Here is a 26,340-nt window from a genome sequence, read left to right on the forward strand (position 1 = left end):
AAAAGATGCCCGCTAATAAGTCAAAGGGATGTCCAAAATTTGCCCGGTATAAACGTCATTTCCGTTCAAATGGTTATAGGCACGGATCTTTTCTTCTCCTGATCTGCTTTTATAATATTTCATGGAAATTCGGTACAGCGTTTCTTTCTTTTGAACGGTGTGCTGAACGATACGTTTTGCCTCCGTATCTTGAACTGGTTCAGACTGCTGCTGTACCTGTTCCTGCTCTTTTTGGACTGTTTTTTCCGGGGAAGGGGAAGCAGCCGCGCTTTTTGCTTCCTGTTTGTTTGCTGTGTCCTCTTTTTCCGCTACAGCAGGCTGCTTCTTATCAGTTGTTGCTTCTGTTTGTTTCTCTGTCTTTTTGCCTTCAGATTTTTTTTTTGACTCTTCGCGCAGAACTGTCTCTGCCGTTTCTTTTTTGGCCTCTGGTTTTTGGACCACCTCGTATTTACTCTGGCTGCTGTTTATAAAAACATCTTCATAATCATCGGGATTTCCCGGATGGCTTTTCATTAGATAAAATAAGGTGACAAAGACGATAACCGGCACAAATACAAACAGTACTGCGAGAGTGGTAAATAACGGCGTTCTTGTTTTGCCTTGCTTTTTTTTCTTCTCTCTTTGATTTTTTACAGATTGTCTTGTCGGAAGGCTTTCTTCATCATCTTCGAAAAGGTCGTCCGCCAATGCGGTTTTATGGTCTTCATAAAGATTCTGGGCTTTTCTTCTTTCTACTCTAGACATGTTCGTCATGTGTATCCCTCCTAACATGTTCAAAACGAATCTGACAGGCAAACACGGCATCAATAATAAAATGCGCCGTTACCGGAACAAATAGATTGCCGGTCCATTCATAAATCAGTCCAAGCAAAAAGCTGATTACCGTCACCATGATAAAAAGCAGCCATTTTGTCAAATACCGAAAATGAAGAACAGCAAATACAAGACTGGCCGCCCATAAACCAATATGGGTCTGCAGCACTCCCCTGAATAACATTTCTTCAGCAAAAGAAATCAGAAGCGTTAAAAATATAATATGAGGGATTGGCCTTTTACTGAATAACTTTTTATTGATTCCGCCGTCATCATATAAATGAGTCGGACACCATTTCATGATTGCCATGTCGGCTAAAATGACAATAACCGCTAAAGAAACACCATACCAAATGATTCTTATATCCCTAATATGCCAGAGCCTGAAAAAATCACTTGCATCCTGAAAAAAGAACAAAACGGCAGCAGCGGACACCATGATGATCAGAAGCTGTGTCATGTATAGCTGCTTCAGTATATCACGGTCAGACAGATGCTGGATCAAATCCTTTTGCTGTTTCAGTTCGGCTCACCTACAGTCTGCAGACTGAATATACGGTGCAATTCCGATCTCCAGCCGTCTAATGGCTCTATTTTGACGCGCTCCTCTTTTTGTTCATACAGCGAAAGATCAAAACCGCAATGTGAACAGCATGGCATGCTTCCCTTATCGGGCTCGTAGGTTTCATCAAAATAGGCTAACAGCGATTGTCTTAAACAGCCATCGCGATGAAGCAAAGCTGATACGTGACGCATTTTATCAAGTTTCAGCTCCATGCGATACGTGATTTCCTGCTTGATCAGTTCAATTGATGTTTTCCCCTGCATAAAGAGATGGATGATCATTCGCGACTGCGTCTCTGTGATACCACATTGCATTAATAATTCGCGCAGTTTTCTTTCGTCCCGTTCTTCCGTTTCTTCCAGCACGCGAATAACATTGGCGATTTCTCCATCCGCAAGGCTCTCCATTTGGATAATCTGCTCCTGCAATTCGAAATCTCCAGGCGCTCTGAGCAAAATGCTGACACTCGGTTTTCCGTCACGCCCTGCTCTGCCGATTTCCTGCATAAAAGCTTCAGCCGTCTGCGGGAGATAAAAATGGATGACATATTTGATATCAGATTTATCAACACCCATTCCGAACGCATTTGTACAGCAAATGACATCAAGCTGGTTATTGATAAATTGCTGCTGAATTAACATTCTGTCACCAGAATCCATGCCGCCATGGTAATAATCAACCCTGCTGCTTGTTTTATTTTTAATTTCCTCCGCTAATTCCTCTGCCCATTTCCTTGTCGGACAATAGACAATTCCCGGTCCTTGCAGGTTTTCAACCAGCTGAACGACCCTATCTATTTTTTCGGCAGTATCCGCGGTATTTTCAACTTTGAGTGCAATATTCGGCCGGTTAACCGAGTTAAGATGCTGTTCGGCATGCTGCAGATCAAGCAAATTCATGACATCATGCAGCGTATCCTTCGTCGCCGTAGCCGTCAGAGCAAGCACAGGCGGATGCCCAAGTTTTTTTCTCAGCTGTCCAAGCTTTGAATAATCAGGCCTAAAATCATGTCCCCACTCCGATATACAATGCGCTTCATCAATAACAAAAAGACTGATCGGAACGCTCTTTAATTTTTCCAGGACATATGACGACTGCAAAGCTTCGGGCGACAGATACAAAAATTTGTAGCGGTGGATATGCTCCAACACGAAATGTCTTTCCTGCCTGCCGAGCATGCTATTTAATGCGGCAGCTCGTTTTTCTCCCCGCGCTTTCAGCTGCTGCACCTGGTCCTCCATTAAAGAAAGCAAAGGAGAAACGATTAATATCATACCGTCAAGCATATAACCGGGCAACTGGTAGCAAAGAGACTTTCCTCCCCCTGTCGGAAGCATTGCAATGGTATCCTTTCCGCTGAGTACGCTTCTGATGATGTCCTCCTGCCCTTTTTTAAAGGAATGAAAACCAAAAAACTGATATAACGCTTGCTGTAATTTAGTCATACTGTTTCACCTGCTTTGCCAATGCCAGCCTGATTTGAAAGTAGCTGAACCGCTGCTCTAGGCCTTCTCGAATTTGTTTGATCTTGTTTGTCCGCATGCGTTTGGCGAACTCAGCAATTTGGAGCTGATCTTCAGCCGAAATATATCCATCAATCACAAAAGCCGGCTCATGAAGAGAAATTTCGACGATATGGTCTTCAATTGTGGCGGTTTTCAGCTTTCTGATTTCAGCAATTCGCTGAATCGGAATCCCTTGTCTGACCATCTGCCATGTTTTTCTCGTAGACTCAGTCAGTGCGTTCTCCAAATGCACATCAGAAAGAAGATCCTTTAATATAGAATCTTCACATTGCGACAAGGAATGAATAAAATAATGTACCGCAGCCCAAAACAAGACATAAACGTACCACTCGTCTTCTTTCAGATTGTCAGCAAGCTGCCTGCTCGTATAACCGATCCTATTATATGAAGTTAATGAGTAGACAAAGATAAGAGCTGCTTTCTCGTCAAGCTTTTGCAAATAATTCTCCAGCATATCCTGCAAGCCTCTTGCCAGTTTTTCATGATCCTTTTGCTTGTGCATGTATCGCTTGACCCAGTGAAGCGTCTTATAATCTTTTGTGACGGGAATATACTGTCTGCTGCTGTGCTGCTTATTTGACAATACCTGTACAAGAAGGGAAAGTCTTTTCCAGAGCACGCTTGCGGCCTGCTGAAAATAAGCGCCGTGGCAATGGGCTGGCCAAGGCCGTTCACTCAGCGCCTGCCTCAACATGCTTTCGCCTCTTATAGTCACTCTGTATGTATCTGTTTCTGGCATCGGTTCCAGAAATGACTGCTGCTCAAGCTTGCGGAGTGAGGCTGAAATGTCGCTTCTTGAACATTGCGGAGCCATTCCAAAATATCTTGCAGTCTGAAATAAGCCGGCATCTTGAATGGTTTGTGACGATCTTTTTCCTTTGAATAAGTGAAAAACGGCACTTCCTGACCGTTCCCCGTTTATTTTAGAAAGGCAATCGAGAACCATGATATCAAAGTAATTTAATGACAACCTATCCACCCACATTCTTCCTGACAAAAATCGCTGGTTTGTTCTTTTTATTTTAACAGATTTTAAACAGAAATCGACGTTTAAAGTCATCATTAGGGGGGATGTTATGTAGATAACCCCTTATGTGATAAGCATTCTCAATCATTTTTCTGTTGAAATGTGGCATCAACATCATTACAATAAGTAAGAGGAATAGGTGTTAAATTGATTAAATATAAAGATTGATCCATTTGTTCCACCAAGAACAATCTGGGAGGTTTTATTCATGGCAAAGTACACAATCGTAGACAAAGATACATGCATTGCATGCGGCGCTTGCGGAGCGGCTGCACCAGACATTTACGATTACGATGATGAAGGCATCGCGTTCGTAACGCTTGACGAAAACAAAGGCGTTGTCGAAGTTCCTGAAGTACTGGAAGAAGATATGATTGACGCATTTGAAGGATGCCCTACTGATTCCATCAAAGTGGCGGATGAGCCGTTTGAGGGCAACCCGCTTAAATTTGAATAGAAGTAATCGAAAAAGCTCCCCTGCGGGAGCTTTTTTTATTTAATGAATATGCGCGCTTCTTTGCTGTTCAATCCACGGTTTAAGCTTGATAAAGATAAGTGTGAACACAATCGTAATGACAATGCCTTTTATGACGTTAAATGGCAGGATACCAGCGACTACCGCTGTTTTCAGCGCACTGTCGGATAATGCCGGGGAGTGTAAAAACCATGTGTAGGCCGGAAGAATCAGAACATAATTCAGAATGCTCATCAGCACCGTCATAGCTGCAGTTCCAAGCAGAAGACTTACTGCCAGGCCTTTTGCTGAGTTCAGCTTTTTAAATAAGAAAGCAGTCGGCAAAATAAAGAGTGTTCCGGCAATGAAATTTGCAATTTGTCCTACAGGCACTCCAGCCATGCTCCCCTGAATGATATATTGAAGAACGTTTTTTATCGCTTCAACGGCAATACCCGCTAAAGGTCCGTATATAAGAATCGCAATAATGGCAGGGACATCACTGAAATCAATTTTTAAATAATCAGGAAGCCCCGGAAACGGAAAATTTAACAGCATCAAAACAAATGCGATGCTGCTCAGCATGCTGATCACGACTAATTTTTTTACTTTCAATTTGCTCTCTCCTTTTCGATCACATCTTACTCGAAAAGCGGAAAGGTTCTTTTTCCAGCCAATAAAAAAACCGCTCTATGATATAAAAGCGGGGTTTCAAAAATTTGGCTTGGTAAAGAAACGTTTGAAAACCTTTCTTTCAAAACGCTGCTGAACCTCCATCTTCTCCCATCCAGACTATACTGTCGGCTTCGGAATCACACCGAATCCTGCTGTCAAAAACAGCTCGCGGGCTTAGAGCCATTGCTCATCACCGCCGGTAGGGAATTTCACCCTGCCCCGAAGATTGATCATATGAATTTGGTTCCATTATAAACGATAAACGGCTGGTTGTATAGATAATTGCTTCAAATTAAATATAACGCCAAAAGTCTCTAAAACTGGTCAATTCCTCACTTTCCTTTTATCCTTTACTGCGTCAATACACATTGACACTCTATTGAGAATATGTTAAATTATCAGATATTTAGTTTGTCAATTTAGGAGGAAATCTTACGATGTTTCGAGTATTGGTCTCAGACAAAATGAGCAACGACGGCTTACAACCACTTATTGAATCAGATTTTATTGAAATCGTCCAAAAAAACGTAGCAGATGCAGAGGATGAATTACATACCTTTGATGCTCTATTGGTGCGAAGCGCAACAAAAGTAACAGAAGACCTTTTTCAAAAAATGACTTCTTTAAAAATCGTCGGAAGAGCCGGTGTCGGTGTGGATAATATCGACATTGACGAAGCGACGAAACATGGGGTAATTATTATTAATGCGCCAAACGGAAACACAATTTCCACAGCTGAGCACACATTCGCGATGATCTCATCTTTAATGAGACACATCCCTCAGGCCAATATCTCTGTAAAATCCAGAGAATGGAACCGCACAGCATATGTCGGTTCGGAACTTTACGGCAAAACACTTGGAATTGTAGGATTAGGCAGAATCGGAAGCGAAATTGCACAGCGTGCGAGAGCCTTCGGTATGACCGTGCACGTTTTTGATCCTTTCTTAACAGAAGAAAGAGCGAAAAAAATCGGTGTAAACAGCCGTACGTTCGAAGAAGTCTTGGAAAGCGCAGATATCATCACTGTGCATACACCGTTAACAAAAGAAACAAAAGGCTTATTAAACAAAGAAACGATTGCGAAAACGAAAAAAGGTGTTCGCTTAATTAACTGTGCACGAGGCGGCATTATCGATGAGGCAGCTCTTCTTGAAGCTTTAGAAAGCGGCCATGTTGCCGGTGCGGCTCTTGACGTTTTTGAAGTTGAACCGCCAGTTGATAATAAACTCGTTGACCACCCGTTAGTGATTGCCACTCCTCACCTAGGGGCATCGACAAAAGAAGCGCAGCTGAATGTTGCAGCGCAAGTGTCCGAAGAAGTTCTGCAGTTCGCAAAAGGTCTTCCTGTTATGTCAGCCATTAACCTGCCTGCCATGACAAAAGATGAATTCGCTAAGATTAAGCCGTACCACCAAATCGCAGGAAAAATCGGCAGCCTCGTATCACAATGCATGAAAGAGCCGGTACAGGATGTCGCGATTCAATATGAAGGCACAATTGCTAAACTTGAAACATCGTTTATTACAAAAAGCCTTCTGTCAGGCTTCTTAAAACCACGCGTTGACTCAACAGTTAATGAAGTAAATGCGGGCGGTGTCGCAAAAGAACGCGGCATTAGCTTTAGTGAAAAGATTTCCACTTCTGAATCTGGATACGATAATTGCATTAGCGTAAAAGTGGCAGGAGACCGCAGCACCTTTACCGTTACAGCTACCTATATCCCTCATTTCGGAGAACGCATTGTCGAAATCAACGGGTTTAATATCGACTTTTATCCAACAGGCCACCTGGTTTACATCCAGCATCAGGATACGACGGGGGTCATCGGCCGAGTGGGACGTATTCTCGGAGATAACGATATTAACATTGCAACCATGCAGGTTGGCCGTAAAGAAAAAGGCGGAGAAGCCATCATGATGCTTTCTTTTGACAGACATTTAGAAGATAAAATTGTGAAAGAACTAACAGATGTTCCTGATATCGTGTCTGTGAAACTTATTGATCTTCCATAATGAAAAAAACTCAAGCTCTGCAGCTTGAGTTTTTTTCTGCTTTTTAACGGTTTCCTGTTTATGTATGTTTGTGCAGTACTTCTAACACGTTTCTCAGTTCGGATACAGGTATTTGCCCAGGTGCTGAAGCCTCTTCTCCTGCGCCGAATGTACAAGCTGATCCAAATATCTCACCGCTCAGCCTGCTGACTAATCCCGTTCCCGCCATTGACATTGTGATCATTGGACGGTCCGCATATTTTGTCTTCATCGTATACGTCGCATCAAGCAAGGTTAAAAGATCTCCTGCATCCTTTGGCATTACAGCTATTTTCGGAATATGCGCTCCTAACTCCTGCATTTTACGAAGCCGAGAAATGATTTCGTCCTTTTCAGGTGTTTTCTGAAAGTCATGATTAGACATAATCACGTAGACACCATTTTCTCCTGCTAAAGATACTAACGCTTCAACGTTTGCCTCTCCTGAAAATAATTCAATATCGATAAAGTCTATATCTTTTGTGCGGATAGCCGTTTCCAGCAAAGCGATGTAGGAACTTACATCCATTTCTTTGCTCCCGCCTTCTTTATGCGATCTGAATGTAAATAGAAACAGCTTGTCTCTTAAAGACTCTCGCAGCTTTGAGATCATCTTTATGACTGCTTCATTGTCGTCTGCTTTTTCAAATACATCGACTCGCCACTCGACAATATCCGGATCCAGTAATTTCACAGCTTCTGCTTCTTTTAAAATTTGCTTTTCTGTTTTCCCCATCAGCGGAACGATGATTTTCGGCATCCCTTCACCGATGGAAACTCCTTTGATTGTTAACACGTTCACTCGTCTCAAACCCTTTCAATCTTTACCTTATTTTATTATACACGGACAACTTTTTTTTGAAAATTTCTATTATATGAAAAGCAACGAAAAAAGAGCCTGAAAAAAGGCTCTTTTAATTCAAGGAAACCGGATTTGGAGCAGCTGGAACCGGAATAGCTTCTGATACATCGTATCTGCCGATTTTATTTGTTCCCGTTTCCGCAAAGGTCACTTCTGTAAAGCCAAACTCCTTTGCTGTTAAAAGAAGTCCCTCCAGCATTAAGATGCCGGCAATAGAATCCTCAACCCCCGAGTGTTTTGAGAAATGGATATATAAGTGATTCTGTTTCTCCGTTACAGATTTGACGGCACCCGCTTGAATAAGAGGTGCAGTATTTGTTTGATTGCTCGATTCCATTTCCTTAATAGCTTCTTTTACAGTATTAAATGTTCTTTCTGTTGGAACGAGAAAGTCTTGTCCTTGTTCATTTTGGTACAAGGAGTAGGCTCTGTTCGACTGTTTAGGAATAGGAATTTCAGTAAAAGTACCATTTGAGCCAATACTGGCGCCGTCCTTTTTCTGCTCCGATGAAAAAATTTTGATTTTTTCATAAGGACTCCATTTTAAAGATTCTTTCAGCAATTTTTTTAGTATTGCGTCGTCTTTTACAGAAAAAGCCTCAATGGGCTGATCGACTTGTATATTTAATTCCTTATGGTTTTGGTTTTGGTTTTCCTTTACTTCCACTTCATCCATGAAGGAGGGAATCGTGATGGCGTGATCAAGGATATCCAATTGATCACTTTCAAACAGCACCTCCTGTATGGTTTGGTTTGATTTCGTTTTTTTAATGCTGACGGGTATAATTGTGGATGTTTCGGCATCGGCAATTGCTACAGTCGTATAGTTGTTCTGCTCCTTTTCAGGAACAACTAACGATGACTGACCCAGGGATAATGCAGCTTTTTTACTGTCTGCTGTCTCAGTTTTCGTTATAGCGTTTTCTTGGGACGCTTCTTTTTGTTGAGGCTGTGCCTGATCAAAGAAATGAGGAGAAATAATGAAGGCGATATAAACCGCAACTGCAGTGGCACATGCGGGGCCAATCCACCTAACAGCGGACTTTTTTTTGCTTTTTGCCATCGAAAGCCGCTTATATATGTCTTGCGGAGAACGATGGTCTTTAACTGCCGGCAGTTGACTTAACAACTCCTTTATCTGTTCTTCGTTCCAATCTGACTTCATCATCCATTAGCTCCTCCCTCAAAAGCTCCATATGTTTCCGAAGTACTTTGAGCCCTCTGTGTTGGGTCGTTTTCACTTTGCTTTCCGAGAAGCGCAGAGCATTGGCTGTTTCCTGTATTGAATATCCCTGAATAAACCGTAAGATAATCACAGCTCTTTGATCGATCGTACATTGATCAAGCGCAGCATAAATTTCCCGGACATTTTCATGTTGAACCGCGAGTTCGTCCGGAAGCAATTGCTGATCTCTGACATCCTGTGTGTCCCAATCAAATGTCCCGAGTACACGCTGTCTGATCGTCTGCTGCTTACGGAACCAGTCTATCGCCACATGGCGTGCAATTGACAAAAGCCATGTTTTTTCACTGCTTCTTCCTTCAAACGTATGATATGAATTTAATACACGAATATAAACCTCCTGAAGAAGGTCTTCAGCCTGGCTTTTATCCTTTACCATATAAAATAAAAATTGATATAAATCTTGATGGTAAGTTTTATATAACGCTTGAAAGGTTTCTTCCATAGGAAACCCCTCCGTTCCTTTAGTCGTAATAATAGCTTAAAAGTTACATTACAACTATATTACGAGAAACTGGAATTTGGAAGGGAATTTATATTAACATATCCTTAAATTTTATTAAGAAAAACCTTTTAAAAAACACCCGCTTGGATCAGCGGGTGTTTCTTATGGAACAAGATTCTTCGGCAAATTCAGACTCGACTTAATCATTTTGTCGGAATATAAAACGTAAACGTCGTTCCTTTGTCCATCCGGCTGTGCACCGTAATGGTACCGTTGTGAGCTTCCACAATATTTTTAACAATAGCGAGTCCCAGTCCGGTTCCTGCTCTGCCTCTTGTCCGTGCTTTATCCGCTTTATAGAACCGCTCAAAAATAAATGGCAGATCCTCTTCCGGTATGCCGGAGCCGGAATCTTTGACGTCTATTTTTATTCCATCCTTAATCGTATGAACGGAGATGGAGACATTGCCGCCTGATTGAGTATGACGCAGCGCGTTATCAATTAAATTGGTAAACACCTGCTCCATCTTATCTTCATCAAACATAAATTCTTCTTCAGTGAGAGAAATGTCCTGATGCAAAGAAATATTTTTTTCTTTGGCAACGCCGGAAAATTTGCGCATGATCTTTTCTATAAATTCATTAAGATTGATTTGTTCATAATGCAATCCAGTATGGCCTGATTCCATTCGCGCTAAATCAAGCAAATCGTTGACAAGGCGGCCCATTCGCAGCGACTCGTCATATATAATTTGAGCAATCTCTTTTCGGTCTTCTTCGGAGCTCGCAATGTCATCGACAATGGCTTCACTGTACCCTTGAAGCATGGAGATCGGCGTTCTTAATTCATGGCTGACATTTGCGATAAAGTCTTCGCGCAATTTATCAAGGCGGCGTTCTTCGGTCATATCTCGAAGAACGGCAACCGCGCCTCTGACATGCGATTCCGCATACAGCGGCGACATCAGCAGCACCCATGATCTGCCCTGCAGCGTCATTTCAATCATTTGTTCTTTTTCTGTGCTGACAGCATTTTGGAACAGTTCTTTTGCTTCTGGCGGAAGATTGTCGCCTTCTTTAATATTCATATTCTGCTCATAATACCAAGCCTGCAGAAAACGTTCGGCCGGCGGGTTTGTCACGAGAATCGTGCCGTCGATATTGATGGTAATCACTCCGTCAGCCATACTGCTTAATATGTTTGAAAGCTGTTCTTTTTCTTGGTTGAGGGCATTGATATGAAAATTAAGCTGCCGTCCCATTTGATTAAAGGCGGTTGCCAGCTCACCGATTTCATCCTGGGTTAAAATCGGGATTTTCGTGTCAAACTTGCCCTTTGCCAAATCCTGTGCGCCCTCTCTCATTTTTCGAAGCGGATACGTGACCCTGCTTGATAAAAAGAAAGCGAAAAATGTGGTCAGCACAATCGCAATGCCTGCGGCAAGGAATATATAACGGGTCGTGTGTTTTGTTGTGTCTTTGACAGCAAGCAGAGACTGAGATAAAAAGACCATGCCTTTTTTTCCGTCTTTTTCATACGGAACACCCACAATCAGGCGTTCATTATCCGTGTCTCTGCCGCTCAGGCCCGTACGTTTACTGACTTTTTTATGGTTGTCCAGAGCCTGATGTAAATCCTTGTCCCGCTGTATTTGCTCAAGCGTGATAGATGAGAGCCGATTTTTATCGTTCGGCGAATACCAGTATTTTTTCTCATCCTGTATGATCGCAATGCTTGTTAAGTTATCAGCGAGCTCCCAGGTGATCGACCTTGCCAGCGCCTGATCCTCGTGTTTTTCTAAGATGACTGCGACTTTATTTGCAAGCTGGGTTAAATCATTTTCGGCTTCTTCCACATGATAATTTTCGATAAACTCGAGTAAAAGCACCGTTAAAATAAATAATACGATCAGGACAAGAGAAAGGATCGTAGCCCACAGCTTGCCTACTACGCTTTTCCAAAATTTCATTCAGCGCCTACCTCGAATTTATAACCGACGCCCCATACGGTGACGATTTTTTTGGCAGCTCCCGGTGATACTTTATTGAGCTTTTCCCGGAGTCGTTTGACGTGTGTGTCTACTGTACGCAGATCGCCAAAAAATTCATACTGCCACACTTCCTTGAGAAGCTTTTCCCGATCATACACTTTGTCAGGTGTTTTCGCTAAGAAGTAAAGGAGCTCATACTCTTTCGGTGTTAAGCTCACTTCAGTTCCGTCAGCAGTTACCCGATGGGCATCATGATCGATTGACAGATGAGAAAACACCAATACGTTTTTTGTCGGCGTATTCGCATTGAAATAAGAGTTTTGAGATGCCCTTCTCAGAAGCGCTTTTACCCGCAGCACAACTTCTCTCGGACTAAACGGTTTGACAATGTAATCATCTGTTCCCGATTCAAACCCCTGCACCCGGTTTGCTTCTTCTCCTTTTGCGGTCAGCATGATGATTGGTGTAGCTTTTTTTTCGCGAATTTGGCGGCAGACCTCAATTCCGTCTGTGCCAGGCATCATTAGGTCAAGCAAAATTAAGTCATAATTGGTTTCGAGGCCTTTGGCAATGGCTTCATCACCATTTTCCGCTTCTTCAATCACATAATTTTCACGTTCAAGATACATTTTTAAAAGGCGGCGAATTCTGGCTTCGTCATCAACTACTAATATTTTGGTTTCATTGGTTTGGTCCATCGTTTTCCCCCTGCTTTCCTTCTGTTACTTTCATTTTATCAAATCGTGAGAAAGTTTGAGAACTGTATCGCTTTGTTCTGGACTATGCATAAGAATGAAGTCCGGCAAGCACAAGATTTACGAATATTAAATTGAACATAATGATGGCAAAACCGATTACGGCCAGCCATGCTGATTTCTCACCGTGCCACCCTCTTGACAGCCTTAAATGCAAATAAGCGGCGTAAAACAAAAACGTGATCAGCGCCCATACTTCCTTCGGGTCCCAGCCCCAAAATCTCGTCCAAGCGAGCTGAGCCCAAATCATTGCAAAGATCAGCGCGCCGAGTGTAAAAATCGGAAAACCGATGGAAACGGCTCTGTAGCCAACCTCATCCACCAGATCAAGATTCACGTTTTTCACCAGAGGATGTAAACAGGCACTGATTCTTTTTCTGACGATCAGGCGAAGCGCTCCGTACAATAGGAGTCCAGCTCCAAACGACCAAATCACTGTGTTTACCTTTCTGCCTGAGAAAAGGGCCGGAAGCTCTGCAATGGGCTGCATTTTCCCCTCGGTGATAAGCTCACCCTCATGCGGACCTACAAGTGCGGGCATTTCATAGACCATCACGCTTTTTTCCTTATTCTTATCCACCCAGTTAAACTCAGCTTCATAGCCGGCAAAACGAAACACAGATGTTATCACAATAAAGGCAACTGCCGTCACCATAATAAACATGATAGCTTCAAGCCAAAAGGTTTTTTTACTTGGTTTTGTCTGGTCAACATGCTTCAAAAGAAAAATGACACCTGCGACAAAACTGATGGCGAGTATAGCTTGCCCCAGCGCAGCCGTGGTTACGTGGATATACAGCCAATTGCTCTGCAATGACGGAATTAAAGGCGAAATGTCCGTCGGAAACATGCTGGCGTATGCAATCAGCAATAAAGCGATCGATAATGTAAACAGACCTAATGAAGGCAATTGATAGATAAAATAAAGGATAATAAACGCAAGCACAAGCATCATGCCAAAGGCCGTTGTAAATTCAAACATGTTGCTGACAGGCGCATGGCCGCTGGCAGCCCACCTTGTAATAAAATAGCCCAGGTGGCAGAGAAAACCGATAATCGAAAGGGTAATCCCGATCGTCGCCCACCGGTTTGCCCTGTCTTTTTTATTTTTCCTTCCGCGTATGGCCCCGCCGAAAATCGGGACCGCGATTAAATACACGAGAAAGGCCGCATAAAGAAAATTTCCGCTCAGCTCTGCCATGACACCACTCCCTTTTCGCCTATTTCTGTGTTTTCATTAATTCTTTTTGGTCTGCTGGTTCAGTCAGCCCCGTATCGGCTAAAACAAATTCTAAATCCCGCTTCAGTCCGTACCAGTTTTTATTGGTATGGCCGGCAACCATGACTGCACCTTCCTGTGTATGCAGCCAGATTCTGCGGTGCTGCCAGTACATTCCTTGAATGACGCCAATCATAAAAATGGCTCCGCCGATGGCAAGCACCCAAAGCGTCAGATCTTTTCTGACTGTCAGACCGGTTATGTTTTTCGTTTCGACATGGTCAAATTTTAACTTGTACTTATTGCTGCCCGACCCTTCAATTGTTTCTTGAATGGCAACAAAGCTTTTTTCGCCTTTTGGCTTATCTGGCGTTATGATATTAAAGACAAACGCCGGATTGTTAGGGATTTTTGTTTTTGTGCTCGGCTCTCCGTCCTGATTAAAATAGAAGTCAGGAAGGTAGCTGGCGACCTCGACTTTGTAACCGTTGCCAAGATCATAAACCGAATCTGGATCCAATAGGTTGATCTTTAAGCTCCCAAAGGATTTTTTTGATTTTTTGTCAATCAGCTGAAACACCATCTGATCGAGCTGATTCTCTTTATAATCCACCTGATAAACAGAAAACGAATCAAAGCGCAACGGCTGGTTGACACGAATATCTTCTTCTTTTACTTTTTTCAGCTTCGGCTTCTCTCCGTAGACAATTTTGCCTTCCCGTTTATAGAGAACCGCGTCTGTTTGAAAGTTTTTCGCGACCTTTCCGCTTCCGACTCTGTCAATGGCATCAGCGAACACCTTTTTTTCTGACTCGCTGTTATAAGTCTCTACGCTGAATTGATTGTTTTTTAAATAATATCTTCCGTCTGTGCCTGGAATTGCCGCAGTTTCGCCTTCTCTGACCCAGAGCGTTTCATCGACGTACATACCCGGCACAAATCTCAGCATTGCGCCAATCAGGAAAATGATTAGACCTATGTGATTGACATACGGACCCCAGCGGGAAAAACGCCCTTTTTCCGCCAGAATGCTGCCCTCTTGTTCTCGTATTCTATAACGCTTTTTCTTTAAGAGCGTCACAATCTTTTCTTTTTCTTCAAGGTTGAGCTCGGTCTCCGTTTCACTGAACAGCCGCTGCCTTTTTAAGAAAACAGGGCTTCTCCTGACCCCCTGATTTTTCAATGCTCTGTAAAGAGGAATCACGCGGTCAAGGCTGCAGATGACAAGAGAAATGCCGATAGAGGCAATCAGCAGCAAATACCACCAAGATCCATATAAATGATGGAACCCGAGTAAATAATAAAGCTGGCCGAACGTGCCGTATTGTTCTTTATAATATGTATCAGCCTGAGCGCCGGGGGGCAAATAGGCTTCTTGAGGAAAAATAGTCCCGAATGCTGATGCTGCAAGGGTTATGACGATAAGCCATATTCCGACCTTAACCGAAGAAAAGAAATTCCATATTTTATCAATGAACGTTTTGTTATAGGTTTGTGAACGTCTCGCACTTCCATCGTATCTCATATCAGCAAGCGGGGGCTGCGTTTCCTGAAGCGCCCTGCCGCACGATTCACATAAAACAGTTCCGACCGGGTTGATATGTCCGCATTCACATTTTACCTGCTTCATCCCGAAGCCGCTCCGGGTTTTATGAGATTCATATAGTCATGTATCATGCTTTCTGTCATAGTGCCGGTCACCACCTTGACAACTTTTCCTTCCGGATTGATTAAAAAGGTTGTCGGAAGCGGAGATACGCCATAGGCATCAAGCACCTGACGATCTGTATCCAGGACAACCGGAAAATTTACTCCGTAGGATTTCATAAAATTATGTACTGCTATCTTTGACTCCCCAACATTTACCGCGACAATTTCAACGCCTTGGTCTTTAAAATATTTGTATTGGTTCGCCATATAAGGAAATTCTTTTTTGCACGGCTCACACCAAGTGCCCCAGAAATTCAAAAAAACACCTTTTCCTTTTAAGTCACTCAGCTCAATACGTTCCCCATTCGTATCTTCAAGGACAAAATTCGGTGCCTCGGACCCTTCGGATATGCTCTCTTTGTCGGCAAATACAGCATTGTATATTGTATAGGCCAGCGCGCAGATTAAAACGAGAAGGATGCCGGTCCGAATGAATAAACGCCTTTTTTTCTTCATTGTCCACTGCCCCCTTCCCCTATTGCAGATCCATTCAATTATATCATTTCACAATCATTTCACATTTCTAACTTTTTGAAGGTTATGTGAAACTTAGAAAGCGTTTTTACCGTGTTCCGCTAGCGCTCTGAGTCTTTTGACTTCATGCGGCGTAAGCTCTCTTGCGTCTCCCGTATTTAAGCCTCTCAGATTTAAAAATGCGTATTCTTCCCGCTTCAGCTTGATTACTTCATGTCCGATTGCTTCAAACATGCGGCGCACTTGCCTGTTCCGTCCTTCATGGATGGTCAGCTGTATAATGCTTGTTTGTTTTTTCTTATCCAATGAAAGCAGCTTCGCTTTGGCAGGCGCTGTTTTGCCTTCCTCCAGCATAATGCCGCGCTCCAGCTTTCTGATCAGCTCTTTAGACGGTATACCTTTTACCTTTGCTACATATGTTTTGTTTATTTCATATTTAGGGTGCATCAGCTTGTTGGCAAACTCGCCGTCATTGGTTAAAAGCAAAAGACCGCTTGTATCGTAATCCAGACGTCCGACCGGATAGATGCGCTGCGGCACTTCTCTAAAAAAGTCTGTCACGACTTTGCGCCCTTTGTCATCGTCCGCTGCGGAGATCACGCCTCTTGGTTTATATAGCAGAAAATAAACAGGCTCTTCACGTTCCACCTTCAAGCCGTTTACTTCAATCTGATCAGAACCGGTGACTTTAACACCAAGCTCTGTTATTACTTTGCCGTTCACCTTTACTTTTCCTTCTTTAATCAGCTCTTCTGCCTTTCTGCGCGATGCAACTCCGGCGTGAGCAATTACTTTTTGCAGTCTTTCCATGTCTTTCACCTCAAGTATTATCTTACTTTTTTCAACCTGAACAAACAAGCTTTTTCAGATTTCGCATGCTTTATCTAAAAAAACGCCATTTTCAGGCGCTCCCAAATAATAACGTAACGATGATGATAGATGCAACTACACCGATTAAATCAGCAAGAAGTCCCACCTTTAACGCATCACCCATTTTTTTAATGCCAACAGCTCCGAAATACACCGTCAGCACATAAAGTGTTGTATCCGTTGATCCCTGCATCACCGATGCCAGCCTGCCAATAAAGGAGTCCGGTCCATACACTGCAATTAAATCGGTGGTCATACCCAGAGCAGCCGTACCGGAGATCGGACGAATCAGCGCAAGCGGAACCACCTCAGCCGGTATGCCGATGGCAGAAAAGGCCGGCTTTAATAAATCCATAAAAAAGTCAAGCGCCCCTGATGATCTGAAAACAGTAATCGCAACTAGCATCCCGACTAAGTAGGGGATAATCGAAAATGCGATCTCAATTCCTTCTTTCCCGCCTTCAACAAAGGATTCATATGTCGGCACCTTTTTGATTGTCCCATAAAGAAGAATGCCCGCAATAATAATAGGGATCATGGCTAAAGACAGCCAGTTGATAATTTCCATCGGCTTACCTCCCCTTCTTTTTACGGCGGTAATAAAAATACCGGTCAATAATAATGGCGCCGATTCCAGAAATAAGTGTCGCCAAAATGCTCGGTCCGACGATATCTGTCGGCGTTTTGGAGGAATAGGCCATTCGCACGGCGATAACCGTTGTCGGGATGAGAGTAATGCACGAAGTATTAACAGCTAAAAAAGTGATCATGGAACGGCTCGCTTCCGAACGGTTTCCATTCAGCTTTTTCATTTGCTCCATTGCTTTAATGCCAAGAGGTGTGGCCGCGTTCCCGAGGCCGAAGAAGTTCGCCATGAGATTTGATAAAATGTAGCCCATTGCGGGATGATCCGGCGGTATGTCAGGGAACAGCTTAGAAATAAAAGGCCTGCACATACGGCTGAAAATACCCAGCAGTCCTGACTGTTCAGCTATTTTCATTAAACCCAGCCAAAAAACAAGCACGCTCATAAGTCCAAATGAGATTGTGACAGCTTCTTTGGCTCCTTTAAACACCGCCTCATTTACATCCTGCAGCGTTCCATTGCACATCGCAAATACTAGCCCGATCACAGTTAAGCTTACCCAGATTATATTGACCATTTTGCCCCGCCAGCCGCATTCAGAAAAATGGATTGAAACGTTTCAAAAAACTTTTTTTTCGGTTTTTGATTTCGTTCGTTTTCGTAATAGATCGGCACTTTTGCGATGGTTTCATCGTTGAACATGACTTTCATGTGTCCTACAATATCCGGAATTTTTGAGGCATCCTTTTCCCAGGCTTTTTTCGGTTTGAGCAGGGTAGTGTTGATTTTGACATCTTCTTTTTCTTCTTCGGTAAGCAAATAGGTGATGTCCCGTTTGATGAAAGCTTTAGACTCATAAAATGTACCTTTAAGCTTCGGAATATCTCCTTTTTTTGCGATTAAATATGTTTGATAATGATCAAATACATAGTTAAACATATTCATATGATCATCCCAATCGTCGGGGTCATTAATGGTAACGGCTATCAGATTAACGCCGTCCTTTGAAGCGGTTGAAACGAGTGTGCGTTTTGCAAGCTTGGTATAGCCTGTTTTCCCCCCTGTGCTGTATGGATACAGCATCGTCAGCAATTTATTTTTGTTTTTCCATACGCTTTCCATTGTTTCTGCTTTGTATATCTTTGTGCCGGAGATGGTTTGATAGTCTTTGAGCTTCATGGCGTATTTCGTTAAAACAGCCATGTCATACGCTGATGAGTAGTGATTTTCATGGTCGTCCAATCCGTGCGGGTTTTGAAAACGGGTATTCTCCATACCGATTTGCTCTGCTTTTTGGTTCATCATATAGACAAATCCATCGAGGCTTCCCCCGACATACTCAGCAATCGCAACAGCAGCATCGTTCCCGGATCTCAGCATCAGGCCATACACAAGATCCTTTAATTTTACTTTTTGCCCTTCGGTTAAATAAATGGCCGAGCCCTCTGTTCTGACCGCATTTGCAGAAACAGTCACGGTTTCTTCCATTTTTCCGGATTCAATGGCGAGAACAGCTGTCATGATCTTTGTAATACTGGCAATCCGCCTTTTTTCATGCTCGTCCTTGGCAAATAACACTCTTCCTGATGTGCCGTCAATGACAATGGCGCTCTTCGCACTGACATTTATAGCTGCATGTGCTGTATTCACATTTACATTTGCAAATAGAAAAGAAATGATGACGATTAATACAGCTTTTTTAAAAATGCGCATGTTTGTTCACGTCCTTGTGGTGGTTTGTACAAGTTTATGCGCATGTCCATCAGTTATGAATAACAATTGTGTCTTGGCCTGCAAACATAAAAAAACTCTCCCGTAAAGGGAGAGTAAGTGTTATCTGATGGATGCCATGCTAGATCCGGACGCTTCGTAATGAGCCAGTTCTTCCCTCATCTTCAGAAACGCTGCGCTCAGCGGCAATAATAATTGCTCCAGAGACTGCGGAACAGCATGGTAGAACTCAATTGCGCTGACTCCGGTATATGACGCCCGGCTGTTTTCACACCAGGTGTCTTTCTTTGGCATAAAGAACTCTTCAATGCATTGATGATACACATTGTAAAGTGTTTTTTCCGCTCTGGTTTCCTGAAATGGCTCTTGCATAAGGAGACGGCGGCATGCTTCAGCGCCTCCTTCACAAAATACTGTCATTCTTCTCAGCGTGCTCAGCACATCACAGCAGTATGCCTCTTCAACAGGCAATTCAGCCTGCATAGACGCCAGTGTGGTTTGATTTAAATAATCATTAACGGTATTGACAACCATTGATAAGAATTCGCCTGTTTTTTGAGTCTGCACTCGCACAATCGAATGTCCCATTTCGTTTGGTATCTTCCCCTCATGTCTTTGTCTCTCACATTTTGCTTCTTTCATGATAGCTACTTCTTCCTTATATCTTATGTTGATGAAAAAGCGCGATTCATTAAATCTCTATTTTATGTCTTCAAAGGTTTGGTTAAAGTTTTCAAAGAATAAATCCGCTTCTTCTTGAAGAACGTCATCTTCCGCATTTTCAGGCAGCGGCGGAAGCTCGTCCAGCGTTTTTAAGCCGAATTGCTCAAGAAAAGTCGGCGTCGTGCCGTATAAAATGGCCCGTCCCGGACCGTCAGCGCGTCCGACTTCACACAGCAACGCCTTGGCGACAAGGCTGTGTAAAATTCTTTCTGATTTTACGCCTCTGATATCTTCAATTTCCGCTCTCGTAATCGGCTGTTTATATGAAACAATCGCCAGCACCTCCAAAGATGCCTGGGAAAGGCCTTTCGACGGTACTTCGATCAGTTTTTTCAAGTACGGCGCAAAGTCCTTTTTGGTGGAAAGCATGTACGTATCTGCATATTCAATAAGTTCAATGCCTCTTGTATCATGACGGTAATCGTCTGCCACATCCGCCATAATGGTGTTCAGTTCAGGCTCTTCTATTTCAAGCACTGTTAACAGCTGTTTTTTGGTCAGTCCTTCATCGCCTGCCGCATATAGAAGGGCTTCCACTATAGCTTTCCAATTCACGATATCAAGCCCCATGAATGGATTCACTCCCCATAATGTAAATATCTGAAAAATTTTGCTCCTGCTCAATCAAAATCAGCTGATTTTTCATCAGTTCTAAAACCGCCAGGAAGGTGACAACCAAATGTTCTTTTTGCTCATATGAAAAAAGATCCATAAAATTGATTCTTTTCCCTTTTGATTTCAGGCTGTGCACGATTTCATTCATTCTGTCTTCGATTGGTATTTCCTGTCTTGTAATTGTTGTTTCCATCGGCCTTGTTATTTTTTTTCGCTTCAGCACTTTTTGAAAAGCGCCAATCATATCGTAGACTGTGACTGACAGCTTTTGCTCCGACTGTTTCACTTCTTTTGCATATTCGCTCAAGTCACTCGGCGGTTTCGTGAATGATTTTTGTCTTTCTTCTTCCCGTTCCTTTAATTCCTTCGCCGCGTCTTTATATTTTCTATACTCAATCAGCTTTTCAATCAGTTCCTCCCGCGGGTCTTCTTCCTCAAGCAATTCATCCTCAAACAGCTCTTCCTCTTGCTTCGGGAGCAGCATTCTGCTTTTAATACTAAGCAGCGTGGCAGCCATCACCAAATACTCGCTGGCGATATCAAGCTCAAGCACACGCATCGTATGTACATATAATAAATATTGTTCAGTAATCTTCGCCACAGGTATATCATATATGTCAATTTCAAGACGATTGATTAAATGAAGCAGCAGGTCCAATGGGCCTTCAAACGTATCAATTTTTACTTGATATTCTTCCATCATCTCACCATTTTCAAGTATCACTCTCATTGCCGGATAAACTGGCTACCCTTTAGTATAAGCCACCAAAAAGCTCTCGTCCAATACTATTTCATTTCTGTATTTCAAGAGATTTGTGCTGAATATTCAAATAACAAGATATCCGCCTACACAAAAAAGGGCAGGTGTACATAGGATGCTCGCGTAGACCACAACAAAGGAGGCTGAATGTTCATGGGAGAAAAGTGCTTCAGCGGCGGTTTCGCTTTAATTGTCGTTTTGTTTATTCTGCTGATTATCGTAGGTGCCGCTTGGATTTGCTAGAACTAAAAATGAGCAGGTCCAATGCGCTGTTTTTTCCTTTTATCTGTCCTGTGTTACACTAAAGGCGGATTAAAAGGAGGAAGCATCTTGTACCCGAAAGCTTATATCGATTATCTCGTTGAATTTCACGCAACACGGGATTATTTTGAATGCCATGAAATACTAGAAGAATATTGGAAGGAAGATCCTCCGAACAAACGAAAAATACTTTGGGTCGGCTTTATCCAGCTTGCTGTTGCTTTGTATCATCACAGAAGACAGAATACAGCCGGGGCCAAAAGATTGCTGGCAAACAGCATACGGATTCTTCAAGCGAAAAAACAAGCGGTGGAAGATTTGGGGCTTGATCATACCCGTTTACTGGAGCTTATGCAGTCGGTTTACGAACAAATTGAACTGGGATCTTCCTATAAAAGCATCATGCTGCCAATTAAAGATGAGAAGCTGAAGGAAGCATGCCGCATTGAATGCAAGCGAAAAGCTTACACGTGGGGACAGCCCAGCACACTCACTGATAGATTTCTAATTCATAAACATTGTTTGCGGGATCGGACTGATGTCATCCGCGAACGCGAGAAAGAAATTGAACGAAGAAAAAAAAGCAGAGGCTGATAACAGCCTCTGCTTAATTATTGTATGAAATGTCTTGATCCTGCTGACCTTGACAGCGTTCGAAAAAGCTCTGCGTTAATTCATTCGGAACCAGTACCTGCGTTTTGAATAAATGCTTTAAAGCATCCATCATCTGTTTTCCGATTCCTTGATGGCGATGAGAAGGATTCACACTGATATGCCGGATTTCAACCTCGGAATCCTTTTTTTCAACTCCGATTGCTCCGACGATATCCTCGTCCTCTTTCCAAAGAAAGAGCTGGCGGTCTGTATCCGTTTCGTAGTCCTTAATTGTCTGCTGAAGCTGCTTAAGATCTTTTTCATTTGGCATAAATGAAAGAAGTCCCATCGCAATCTTTTCAAACGATTTTTTATAACGAATTAACATAAAAACCCCTCTATATCCTAAATGTCCAGTTCTATCAAACGGATAAGTATAGGTGATCCGTTTTCTCACATTATATCATTTTCGCCATATTTTTAAACTGTTTTCAGCAAATTATTCAAATGAGCGGTTTAAATTTGCCATTTCTATGGCAGAAACAGCACAATCTACGCCCTTATTGCCCGCTTTTGTTCCAGCCCGTTCAATGGCCTGCTCAATGTTTTCCGTAGTGACAATTCCAAAGATCACAGGTACGCCTGTTGTGTTCGCTGCTTGCGCGATGCCTTTTGCAGCTTCGTTGCAGACGTAATCGTAATGAGTTGTCGCGCCTCTGATGACAGTGCCGAGTGTAATAACGGCGTCATATTTTTTTGTTTCCGCCATTTTTTTAGCAGCGAAAGGAATTTCAAATGCGCCCGGAACCCAAGCCACATCAATATCGTTTGTATCCACGCCGTGTCTGAGCAAAGCATCTTCTGCCCCGCTAAGCAGCTTGCTTGTAATAAAATCATTAAATCTTCCTACTACGATTCCGATTTTAAGACCTGTACCAACTAAATTTCCTTGTATGATATTCATATGATTCCCATCCTTTTTTGTGATTTTTGTGATTAGAAATGAAGTAAATGACCTAGTTTGTTCATCTTTGTTTGCAAATATTTTTTGTTGTGCTCTTTGGCCTCCATTTGAAGCGGCACTCTTTCTGTAATGCTGAGACCATACCCTTCAAGTCCGGCAATTTTCCGCGGATTATTCGTCAAGAGCTTCATATTCCGCACGCCGAGATCGCGTAAAATTTGAGCACCAATGCCGTAATTGCGCAAATCAGGCAAAAAGCCGAGCGCTTCATTAGCTTCTACGGTGTCATACCCTTCTTCCTGAAGCTTATAAGCTTTTAACTTATTGATCAGACCGATGCCCCGGCCTTCTTGGCGGAGATACAAAAGCACTCCCCGGCCTTCTGCGGCAATTTGCGTCAGCGCGGCGTGAAGCTGCGGTCCGCAGTCACAGCGATGAGACCCAAACACATCACCTGTGAGACACTCTGAATGAACCCGGACCAATACTGGTTCTTCATTAAACGGCACATCTCCCATCACAAATGCGACATGCTCTTTTCCATCGATCTCATTTGTGTATCCGTACACCTTAAATGTGCCAAAATCAGTAGGCAAGGTAATATCGACTTCCCGCTCTACAAGTGTTGTCAAGTTGTAGCGGTACTCAATTAAATCCTTAATGGTGATCAGTTTTAATTGATGCTTTTTCGCAATTTCAATGAGCTCAGGTACCCTTGCCATCGTTCCGTCTTCATTCATAATTTCACAAATAACGCCAGCTCCCTGAGAACCGCAGGCTTCAGCAAGATCAACTGCCGCTTCTGTATGGCCCGCTCTTTTCAGGACACCCCCCTTTTTCGCAATCAGCGGAAAAATGTGCCCTGGACGCTGAAAATCTGCCGGCACTGAACCGCTGTCCAGCAAAGCTTTGACAGTAAATGATCTTTCCTGTGCGCTGATCCCCGTTTTTGTCTTACGGTGGTCAATGCTTACTGTAAAAGCAGTGTGGTGGGAATCTGTATTGTGCTCAACCATAGGATGAAGATCGAGCCTGTCAGCGATTTCCTCACTGAGAGGCGTGCAAATCAGCCCTCTTCCGTGCGTCGCCATAAAGTTAATCACTTCAGGAGTCGCATGCTCCGCAAGAGCCACAAAGTCTCCTTCGTTTTCTCTGTCTTCATCATCCACAACAATGATGACTTCGCCTTTTTTTAAAGCGTCTAATGCCTCTTCTATCGGATGAAACATGCAAATCTTCCTCTCTAAAAGCCGTTTTCGCTTAAGAAGGCTTTTGTTATGGTTTGTTGGTTCTTATTTTCATTGGCTTTATGCAAAAATCGATACATATATTTTCCGATCATATCGCATTCGATATTCACTTTAGAGCCGATTGTTTTTTCTGAAAAAATCGTTTCGCTGATGGTGTGAGGGATTAAAGAAATCGTCACGGTATCATCTGTCAGCCCGAAGATGGTTAAACTGACGCCGTCAACGGTAATAGATCCCTTTAAAACCAAAGTTTTTGTTAATGACGGATCCATTTTCAAATCATAGTAAACTGCGTTGCTTTTTTCTTCAATACGCGTGATTTCTGCGGTTCCGTCGACATGACCTGAAACGAAATGGCCTCCAAAACGCCCGTTTGCCGCCATGGCTCTTTCCAGGTTCACTTTGCTGCCTTTTGATAAATCGTTCAGCGACGTTGCTTTGACTGTTTCAGGCATGACATCAACTGTGAATTGACTTTTCGTGAAATCAGTGACAGTCAGACAAATGCCATTTACTGCAATGCTGTCGCCCAAATGAACATCATCTAATATTTTTGAGCATTTAATTGTTAAGGCCATAGAGGGGCCTGCTTTTTTCATGGATTCGATTGTGCCTGTTTCTTCTATAATTCCTGTAAACATGGTCACCATCCTACTCGTTTTTCGGTTTTGCCGTCAGTCTGATATCACGGCCAATTTGGGTTATATCTGTGAATTGTAATAAGGGGACATCTTTCATTGATTGAAAACCTTCACCGGAGATTAAGCTGGGAGCAAGCGTTCCTCCGATTAATTTAGGGGCAAAATAGTAGATGATCTCTTGAAAACAGCCTGCTTTGACGAAGCTTCCGTGAACAGATGATCCGCCTTCCACATACACCGACATGATCCCTTCTTCCGCAAGGATTTTCAGTACATCGGAAATTGGTATACGATCTGTTTCCAGAGTAAATATTTTCACGCCAAAAGCGGAAAACCGTTTTTTCTTCTCCTCATCAGCACGTGTTGTTGTAAAAATCCAAGTCGGCGCTGCCTGATCGCAAATCACATTCGCGTCATCGGGAATCGAAAGTTCGGTATCAAGTATCACCCTGACTGGCTGTTTTGAAACATTCGGGAGCCTGCAGGTTAAGCTTGGATTGTCAGCCTTCACAGTGCCTGCTCCGACCAAAATGCTTTGATGTGATTTCCTGTATTGCTGAGCATCCTGTCTTGCAGCTTCTGATGTGATCCATTTGCTGTCACCTGTACTGGTCGCTGTTTTTCCGTCTAGGCTTGCGGCAGCTTTTAATGTGACGTAAGGGAGGCCTGTCCTCATGAAATGCAGAAATTTTTCATTCAGCTGTTCCGCCTGATCTGCCAGAATGCCTTCCTTTACTTCGATGCCGGCTTCTTCTATCATGCTGATTCCCCGTCCGGCCACAAGCGGGTTAGGATCTCTCATTGCGACAAATACTCTCTTTATCCCGGACTTGATAATCAGTTCGGCACAAGGCGGTGTTTTTCCGTAATGGCTGCATGGTTCAAGGGTGACATAAATATCAGCGCCTTTCGCATGTGCGCCTGCCATATGAATAGCATGGACTTCCGCGTGAGCTTCACCGTATTTTAAATGGGCGCCCATCCCGACAATCTGTCCGTCCTTCACCACAACAGCGCCTACGAGCGGATTCGATTCGGTCTGTCCTTCACCCTGCTTCGCAAGATCCAACGCCAGTTTCATATAATACTCTTCCATCTGTTTTCCCCTCCCTTCTTTATTCATTTACCGTCAAAAAAGCCCCGAATTTAAGAAAAATTCGGGGCTTTAGGTATTTTACGCAATAGGAAATAACACTATGCATGTTGATACATTTTGCATAGCGGTTCTTCATCCTTCTCCCATCCAGACTTTCACTGTCGGCTTCAGCTTAAACTGAATCCACCGCGTACATATGTGCACACGGGTCACGGGCTCTAAAGCGCTTGTCGCTTTACTACCGCCGGTCGGGATTTCCACCCTGCCCCGAAGGATACAATCTTTATTCATTTGTCCTTAATGGCTATTATAGCGATCCTTTCTTAAGTACGCAATGAAATATACTTACAATTTGAGAAATCAAAAAAACACCCATCGTTCGGGACTGACCCCATAAGATGAGACAAATAAAAAACACCTTCAAGTTTGAAAACGGATGATTGTTAGCCGAAATTAG

At 43.0% G+C, this 26,340-nt stretch carries 29 protein-coding genes and 2 riboswitches; of the genes, 4 read left to right on the forward strand and 25 right to left on the reverse strand.

The window, feature by feature from the left end; genetic code table 11:
- Positions 1-12 precede the first annotated feature (12 nt).
- From MTN95_RS17100 to MTN95_RS17115, 4 genes are read right to left on the reverse strand one after another with little or no spacing between them, the layout of a single operon-like run.
- Entirely contained in the window at positions 13-753 is a 741-nt protein-coding gene (locus MTN95_RS17100; protein ID WP_105954930.1) for a LysM peptidoglycan-binding domain-containing protein, read from the reverse strand.
- Positions 737-1,318 carry a CPBP family intramembrane glutamic endopeptidase gene (locus MTN95_RS17105; RefSeq protein WP_282459616.1) on the reverse strand — a complete coding sequence of 194 codons (582 nt, stop codon included), beginning with the start codon at positions 1,316-1,318 and terminating at the stop codon, positions 737-739. Before MTN95_RS17105 ends, MTN95_RS17100 begins: the two co-directional genes overlap by 17 nt.
- A gap of 14 nt (positions 1,319-1,332) precedes the next feature.
- A complete protein-coding gene (locus MTN95_RS17110) occupies positions 1,333-2,823 on the reverse strand; it encodes a RecQ family ATP-dependent DNA helicase (protein WP_248339103.1) in 1,491 nt (496 codons plus the stop codon).
- Complete coding sequence (locus MTN95_RS17115) at positions 2,816-3,874, reverse strand: YpbB family protein (RefSeq protein ID WP_248339168.1); 1,059 nt, start codon at positions 3,872-3,874, stop codon at positions 2,816-2,818. The genes MTN95_RS17110 and MTN95_RS17115 overlap by 8 nt, the downstream gene beginning before the upstream one ends.
- Before the next feature lie 265 nt (positions 3,875-4,139).
- On the opposite strand from MTN95_RS17115, the gene MTN95_RS17120 reads away from it, so the two are divergent.
- Complete coding sequence (locus tag MTN95_RS17120; protein WP_248339105.1) at positions 4,140-4,388, forward strand: ferredoxin; 249 nt, start codon at positions 4,140-4,142, stop codon at positions 4,386-4,388.
- A gap of 39 nt (positions 4,389-4,427) precedes the next feature.
- Here the strand turns inward: MTN95_RS17120 and fmnP are convergent, their stop codons facing one another.
- A complete protein-coding gene (gene fmnP / locus MTN95_RS17125) occupies positions 4,428-5,000 on the reverse strand; it encodes a riboflavin transporter FmnP (RefSeq protein WP_024121894.1) in 573 nt (190 codons plus the stop codon).
- Positions 5,001-5,156: 156 nt separating this feature from the next.
- Positions 5,157-5,291, reverse strand: a riboswitch (FMN riboswitch).
- Between the two features lie 206 nt (positions 5,292-5,497).
- Between fmnP and serA the strand changes: the two genes are divergently transcribed.
- Positions 5,498-7,075, forward strand: coding sequence for a phosphoglycerate dehydrogenase (gene serA, locus MTN95_RS17130; RefSeq protein WP_248339108.1), 1,578 nt, complete (start codon positions 5,498-5,500; stop codon positions 7,073-7,075).
- Positions 7,076-7,133: 58 nt separating this feature from the next.
- On the opposite strand, the gene aroD is transcribed toward serA, so the two are convergent.
- The 15 genes from aroD to scpA form a co-directional block, all read right to left on the reverse strand.
- The gene (gene aroD, locus MTN95_RS17135) at positions 7,134-7,895 is read right to left on the reverse strand and encodes a type I 3-dehydroquinate dehydratase (protein WP_105954926.1); all 762 of its coding nucleotides are present in this window, start codon (positions 7,893-7,895) and stop codon (positions 7,134-7,136) included.
- Between the two features lie 112 nt (positions 7,896-8,007).
- Positions 8,008-9,123 (reverse strand): sigma-X negative effector, encoded by a 1,116-nt coding sequence (locus MTN95_RS17140; RefSeq protein ID WP_248339111.1) that lies wholly within the window; start codon positions 9,121-9,123, stop codon positions 8,008-8,010.
- Entirely contained in the window at positions 9,059-9,643 is a 585-nt protein-coding gene (gene sigX, locus MTN95_RS17145) for an RNA polymerase sigma factor SigX (RefSeq protein WP_024121898.1), read from the reverse strand. Before sigX ends, MTN95_RS17140 begins: the two co-directional genes overlap by 65 nt.
- A 203-nt stretch (positions 9,644-9,846) precedes the next feature.
- The gene (resE, locus tag MTN95_RS17150) at positions 9,847-11,613 is read right to left on the reverse strand and encodes a sensor histidine kinase ResE (RefSeq protein WP_227597637.1); all 1,767 of its coding nucleotides are present in this window, start codon (positions 11,611-11,613) and stop codon (positions 9,847-9,849) included.
- Positions 11,610-12,332: a DNA-binding response regulator ResD gene (resD, locus tag MTN95_RS17155; RefSeq protein ID WP_010334777.1), complete on the reverse strand. Its 723-nt coding sequence runs from the start codon at positions 12,330-12,332 to the stop codon at positions 11,610-11,612. The genes resE and resD overlap by 4 nt, the downstream gene beginning before the upstream one ends.
- Positions 12,333-12,414: 82 nt before the next feature.
- Positions 12,415-13,590 carry a c-type cytochrome biogenesis protein CcsB gene (gene ccsB / locus MTN95_RS17160; protein ID WP_101860350.1) on the reverse strand — a complete coding sequence of 392 codons (1,176 nt, stop codon included), beginning with the start codon at positions 13,588-13,590 and terminating at the stop codon, positions 12,415-12,417.
- A 19-nt stretch (positions 13,591-13,609) separates the two neighbouring features.
- Complete coding sequence (gene resB / locus MTN95_RS17165; protein ID WP_248339117.1) at positions 13,610-15,238, reverse strand: cytochrome c biogenesis protein ResB; 1,629 nt, start codon at positions 15,236-15,238, stop codon at positions 13,610-13,612.
- Positions 15,235-15,774, reverse strand: coding sequence for a thiol-disulfide oxidoreductase ResA (gene resA / locus MTN95_RS17170; protein ID WP_227597643.1), 540 nt, complete (start codon positions 15,772-15,774; stop codon positions 15,235-15,237). The genes resB and resA overlap by 4 nt, the downstream gene beginning before the upstream one ends.
- Positions 15,775-15,867: 93 nt before the next feature.
- Positions 15,868-16,602 (reverse strand): 23S rRNA pseudouridine(2605) synthase RluB, encoded by a 735-nt coding sequence (gene rluB / locus MTN95_RS17175; RefSeq protein WP_024121903.1) that lies wholly within the window; start codon positions 16,600-16,602, stop codon positions 15,868-15,870.
- A 91-nt stretch (positions 16,603-16,693) separates the two neighbouring features.
- Entirely contained in the window at positions 16,694-17,230 is a 537-nt protein-coding gene (gene spmB / locus MTN95_RS17180; RefSeq protein WP_010334782.1) for a spore maturation protein SpmB, read from the reverse strand.
- 4 nt (positions 17,231-17,234) lie between these two features.
- Positions 17,235-17,825 (reverse strand): nucleoside recognition domain-containing protein, encoded by a 591-nt coding sequence (spmA, locus tag MTN95_RS17185; protein WP_248339120.1) that lies wholly within the window; start codon positions 17,823-17,825, stop codon positions 17,235-17,237.
- Positions 17,813-18,961, reverse strand: coding sequence for a D-alanyl-D-alanine carboxypeptidase family protein (locus MTN95_RS17190; RefSeq protein WP_248339122.1), 1,149 nt, complete (start codon positions 18,959-18,961; stop codon positions 17,813-17,815). Before MTN95_RS17190 ends, spmA begins: the two co-directional genes overlap by 13 nt.
- A 120-nt stretch (positions 18,962-19,081) precedes the next feature.
- Entirely contained in the window at positions 19,082-19,621 is a 540-nt protein-coding gene (locus MTN95_RS17195) for a YpuI family protein (protein ID WP_038954213.1), read from the reverse strand.
- A gap of 57 nt (positions 19,622-19,678) precedes the next feature.
- Positions 19,679-20,272: an SMC-Scp complex subunit ScpB gene (gene scpB / locus MTN95_RS17200; protein WP_044154877.1), complete on the reverse strand. Its 594-nt coding sequence runs from the start codon at positions 20,270-20,272 to the stop codon at positions 19,679-19,681.
- Positions 20,262-21,017: a segregation/condensation protein A gene (gene scpA, locus MTN95_RS17205; protein ID WP_024121908.1), complete on the reverse strand. Its 756-nt coding sequence runs from the start codon at positions 21,015-21,017 to the stop codon at positions 20,262-20,264. The genes scpB and scpA overlap by 11 nt, the downstream gene beginning before the upstream one ends.
- Before the next feature lie 213 nt (positions 21,018-21,230).
- Here scpA and MTN95_RS17210 point away from each other — a divergent pair, with 213 nt between their 5' ends.
- Both MTN95_RS17210 and MTN95_RS17215 read left to right on the forward strand, forming a co-directional pair.
- The gene (locus MTN95_RS17210) at positions 21,231-21,320 is read left to right on the forward strand and encodes a YjcZ family sporulation protein (RefSeq protein ID WP_024121909.1); all 90 of its coding nucleotides are present in this window, start codon (positions 21,231-21,233) and stop codon (positions 21,318-21,320) included.
- An 87-nt stretch (positions 21,321-21,407) separates the two neighbouring features.
- Positions 21,408-21,932 (forward strand): DUF309 domain-containing protein, encoded by a 525-nt coding sequence (locus tag MTN95_RS17215; RefSeq protein WP_105954918.1) that lies wholly within the window; start codon positions 21,408-21,410, stop codon positions 21,930-21,932.
- Positions 21,933-21,945: 13 nt separating this feature from the next.
- Here the strand turns inward: MTN95_RS17215 and ribT are convergent, their stop codons facing one another.
- From ribT to ribD, 5 genes are all read right to left on the reverse strand, one after another.
- Positions 21,946-22,320: a GNAT family N-acetyltransferase RibT gene (gene ribT / locus MTN95_RS17220; RefSeq protein WP_003223910.1), complete on the reverse strand. Its 375-nt coding sequence runs from the start codon at positions 22,318-22,320 to the stop codon at positions 21,946-21,948.
- A gap of 111 nt (positions 22,321-22,431) precedes the next feature.
- Entirely contained in the window at positions 22,432-22,896 is a 465-nt protein-coding gene (ribH, locus tag MTN95_RS17225) for a 6,7-dimethyl-8-ribityllumazine synthase (RefSeq protein ID WP_024121911.1), read from the reverse strand.
- A gap of 32 nt (positions 22,897-22,928) precedes the next feature.
- On the reverse strand, positions 22,929-24,125 hold the full coding sequence (locus MTN95_RS17230; protein WP_024121912.1) for a bifunctional 3,4-dihydroxy-2-butanone-4-phosphate synthase/GTP cyclohydrolase II: 1,197 nt from the start codon (positions 24,123-24,125) through the stop codon (positions 22,929-22,931).
- Positions 24,126-24,139: 14 nt separating this feature from the next.
- The gene (gene ribE / locus MTN95_RS17235; RefSeq protein ID WP_248339135.1) at positions 24,140-24,787 is read right to left on the reverse strand and encodes a riboflavin synthase; all 648 of its coding nucleotides are present in this window, start codon (positions 24,785-24,787) and stop codon (positions 24,140-24,142) included.
- Between the two features lie 10 nt (positions 24,788-24,797).
- Positions 24,798-25,883 (reverse strand): bifunctional diaminohydroxyphosphoribosylaminopyrimidine deaminase/5-amino-6-(5-phosphoribosylamino)uracil reductase RibD, encoded by a 1,086-nt coding sequence (ribD, locus tag MTN95_RS17240; protein WP_105954915.1) that lies wholly within the window; start codon positions 25,881-25,883, stop codon positions 24,798-24,800.
- 131 nt (positions 25,884-26,014) lie between these two features.
- A riboswitch (FMN riboswitch) is annotated at positions 26,015-26,162 on the reverse strand.
- Positions 26,163-26,340 lie beyond the last annotated feature (178 nt).

Origin of the sequence: Bacillus sp. 2CMS4F (assembly GCF_023161785.1) — a bacterium.
Lineage (GTDB): Bacteria > Bacillota > Bacilli > Bacillales > Bacillaceae > Bacillus > Bacillus halotolerans.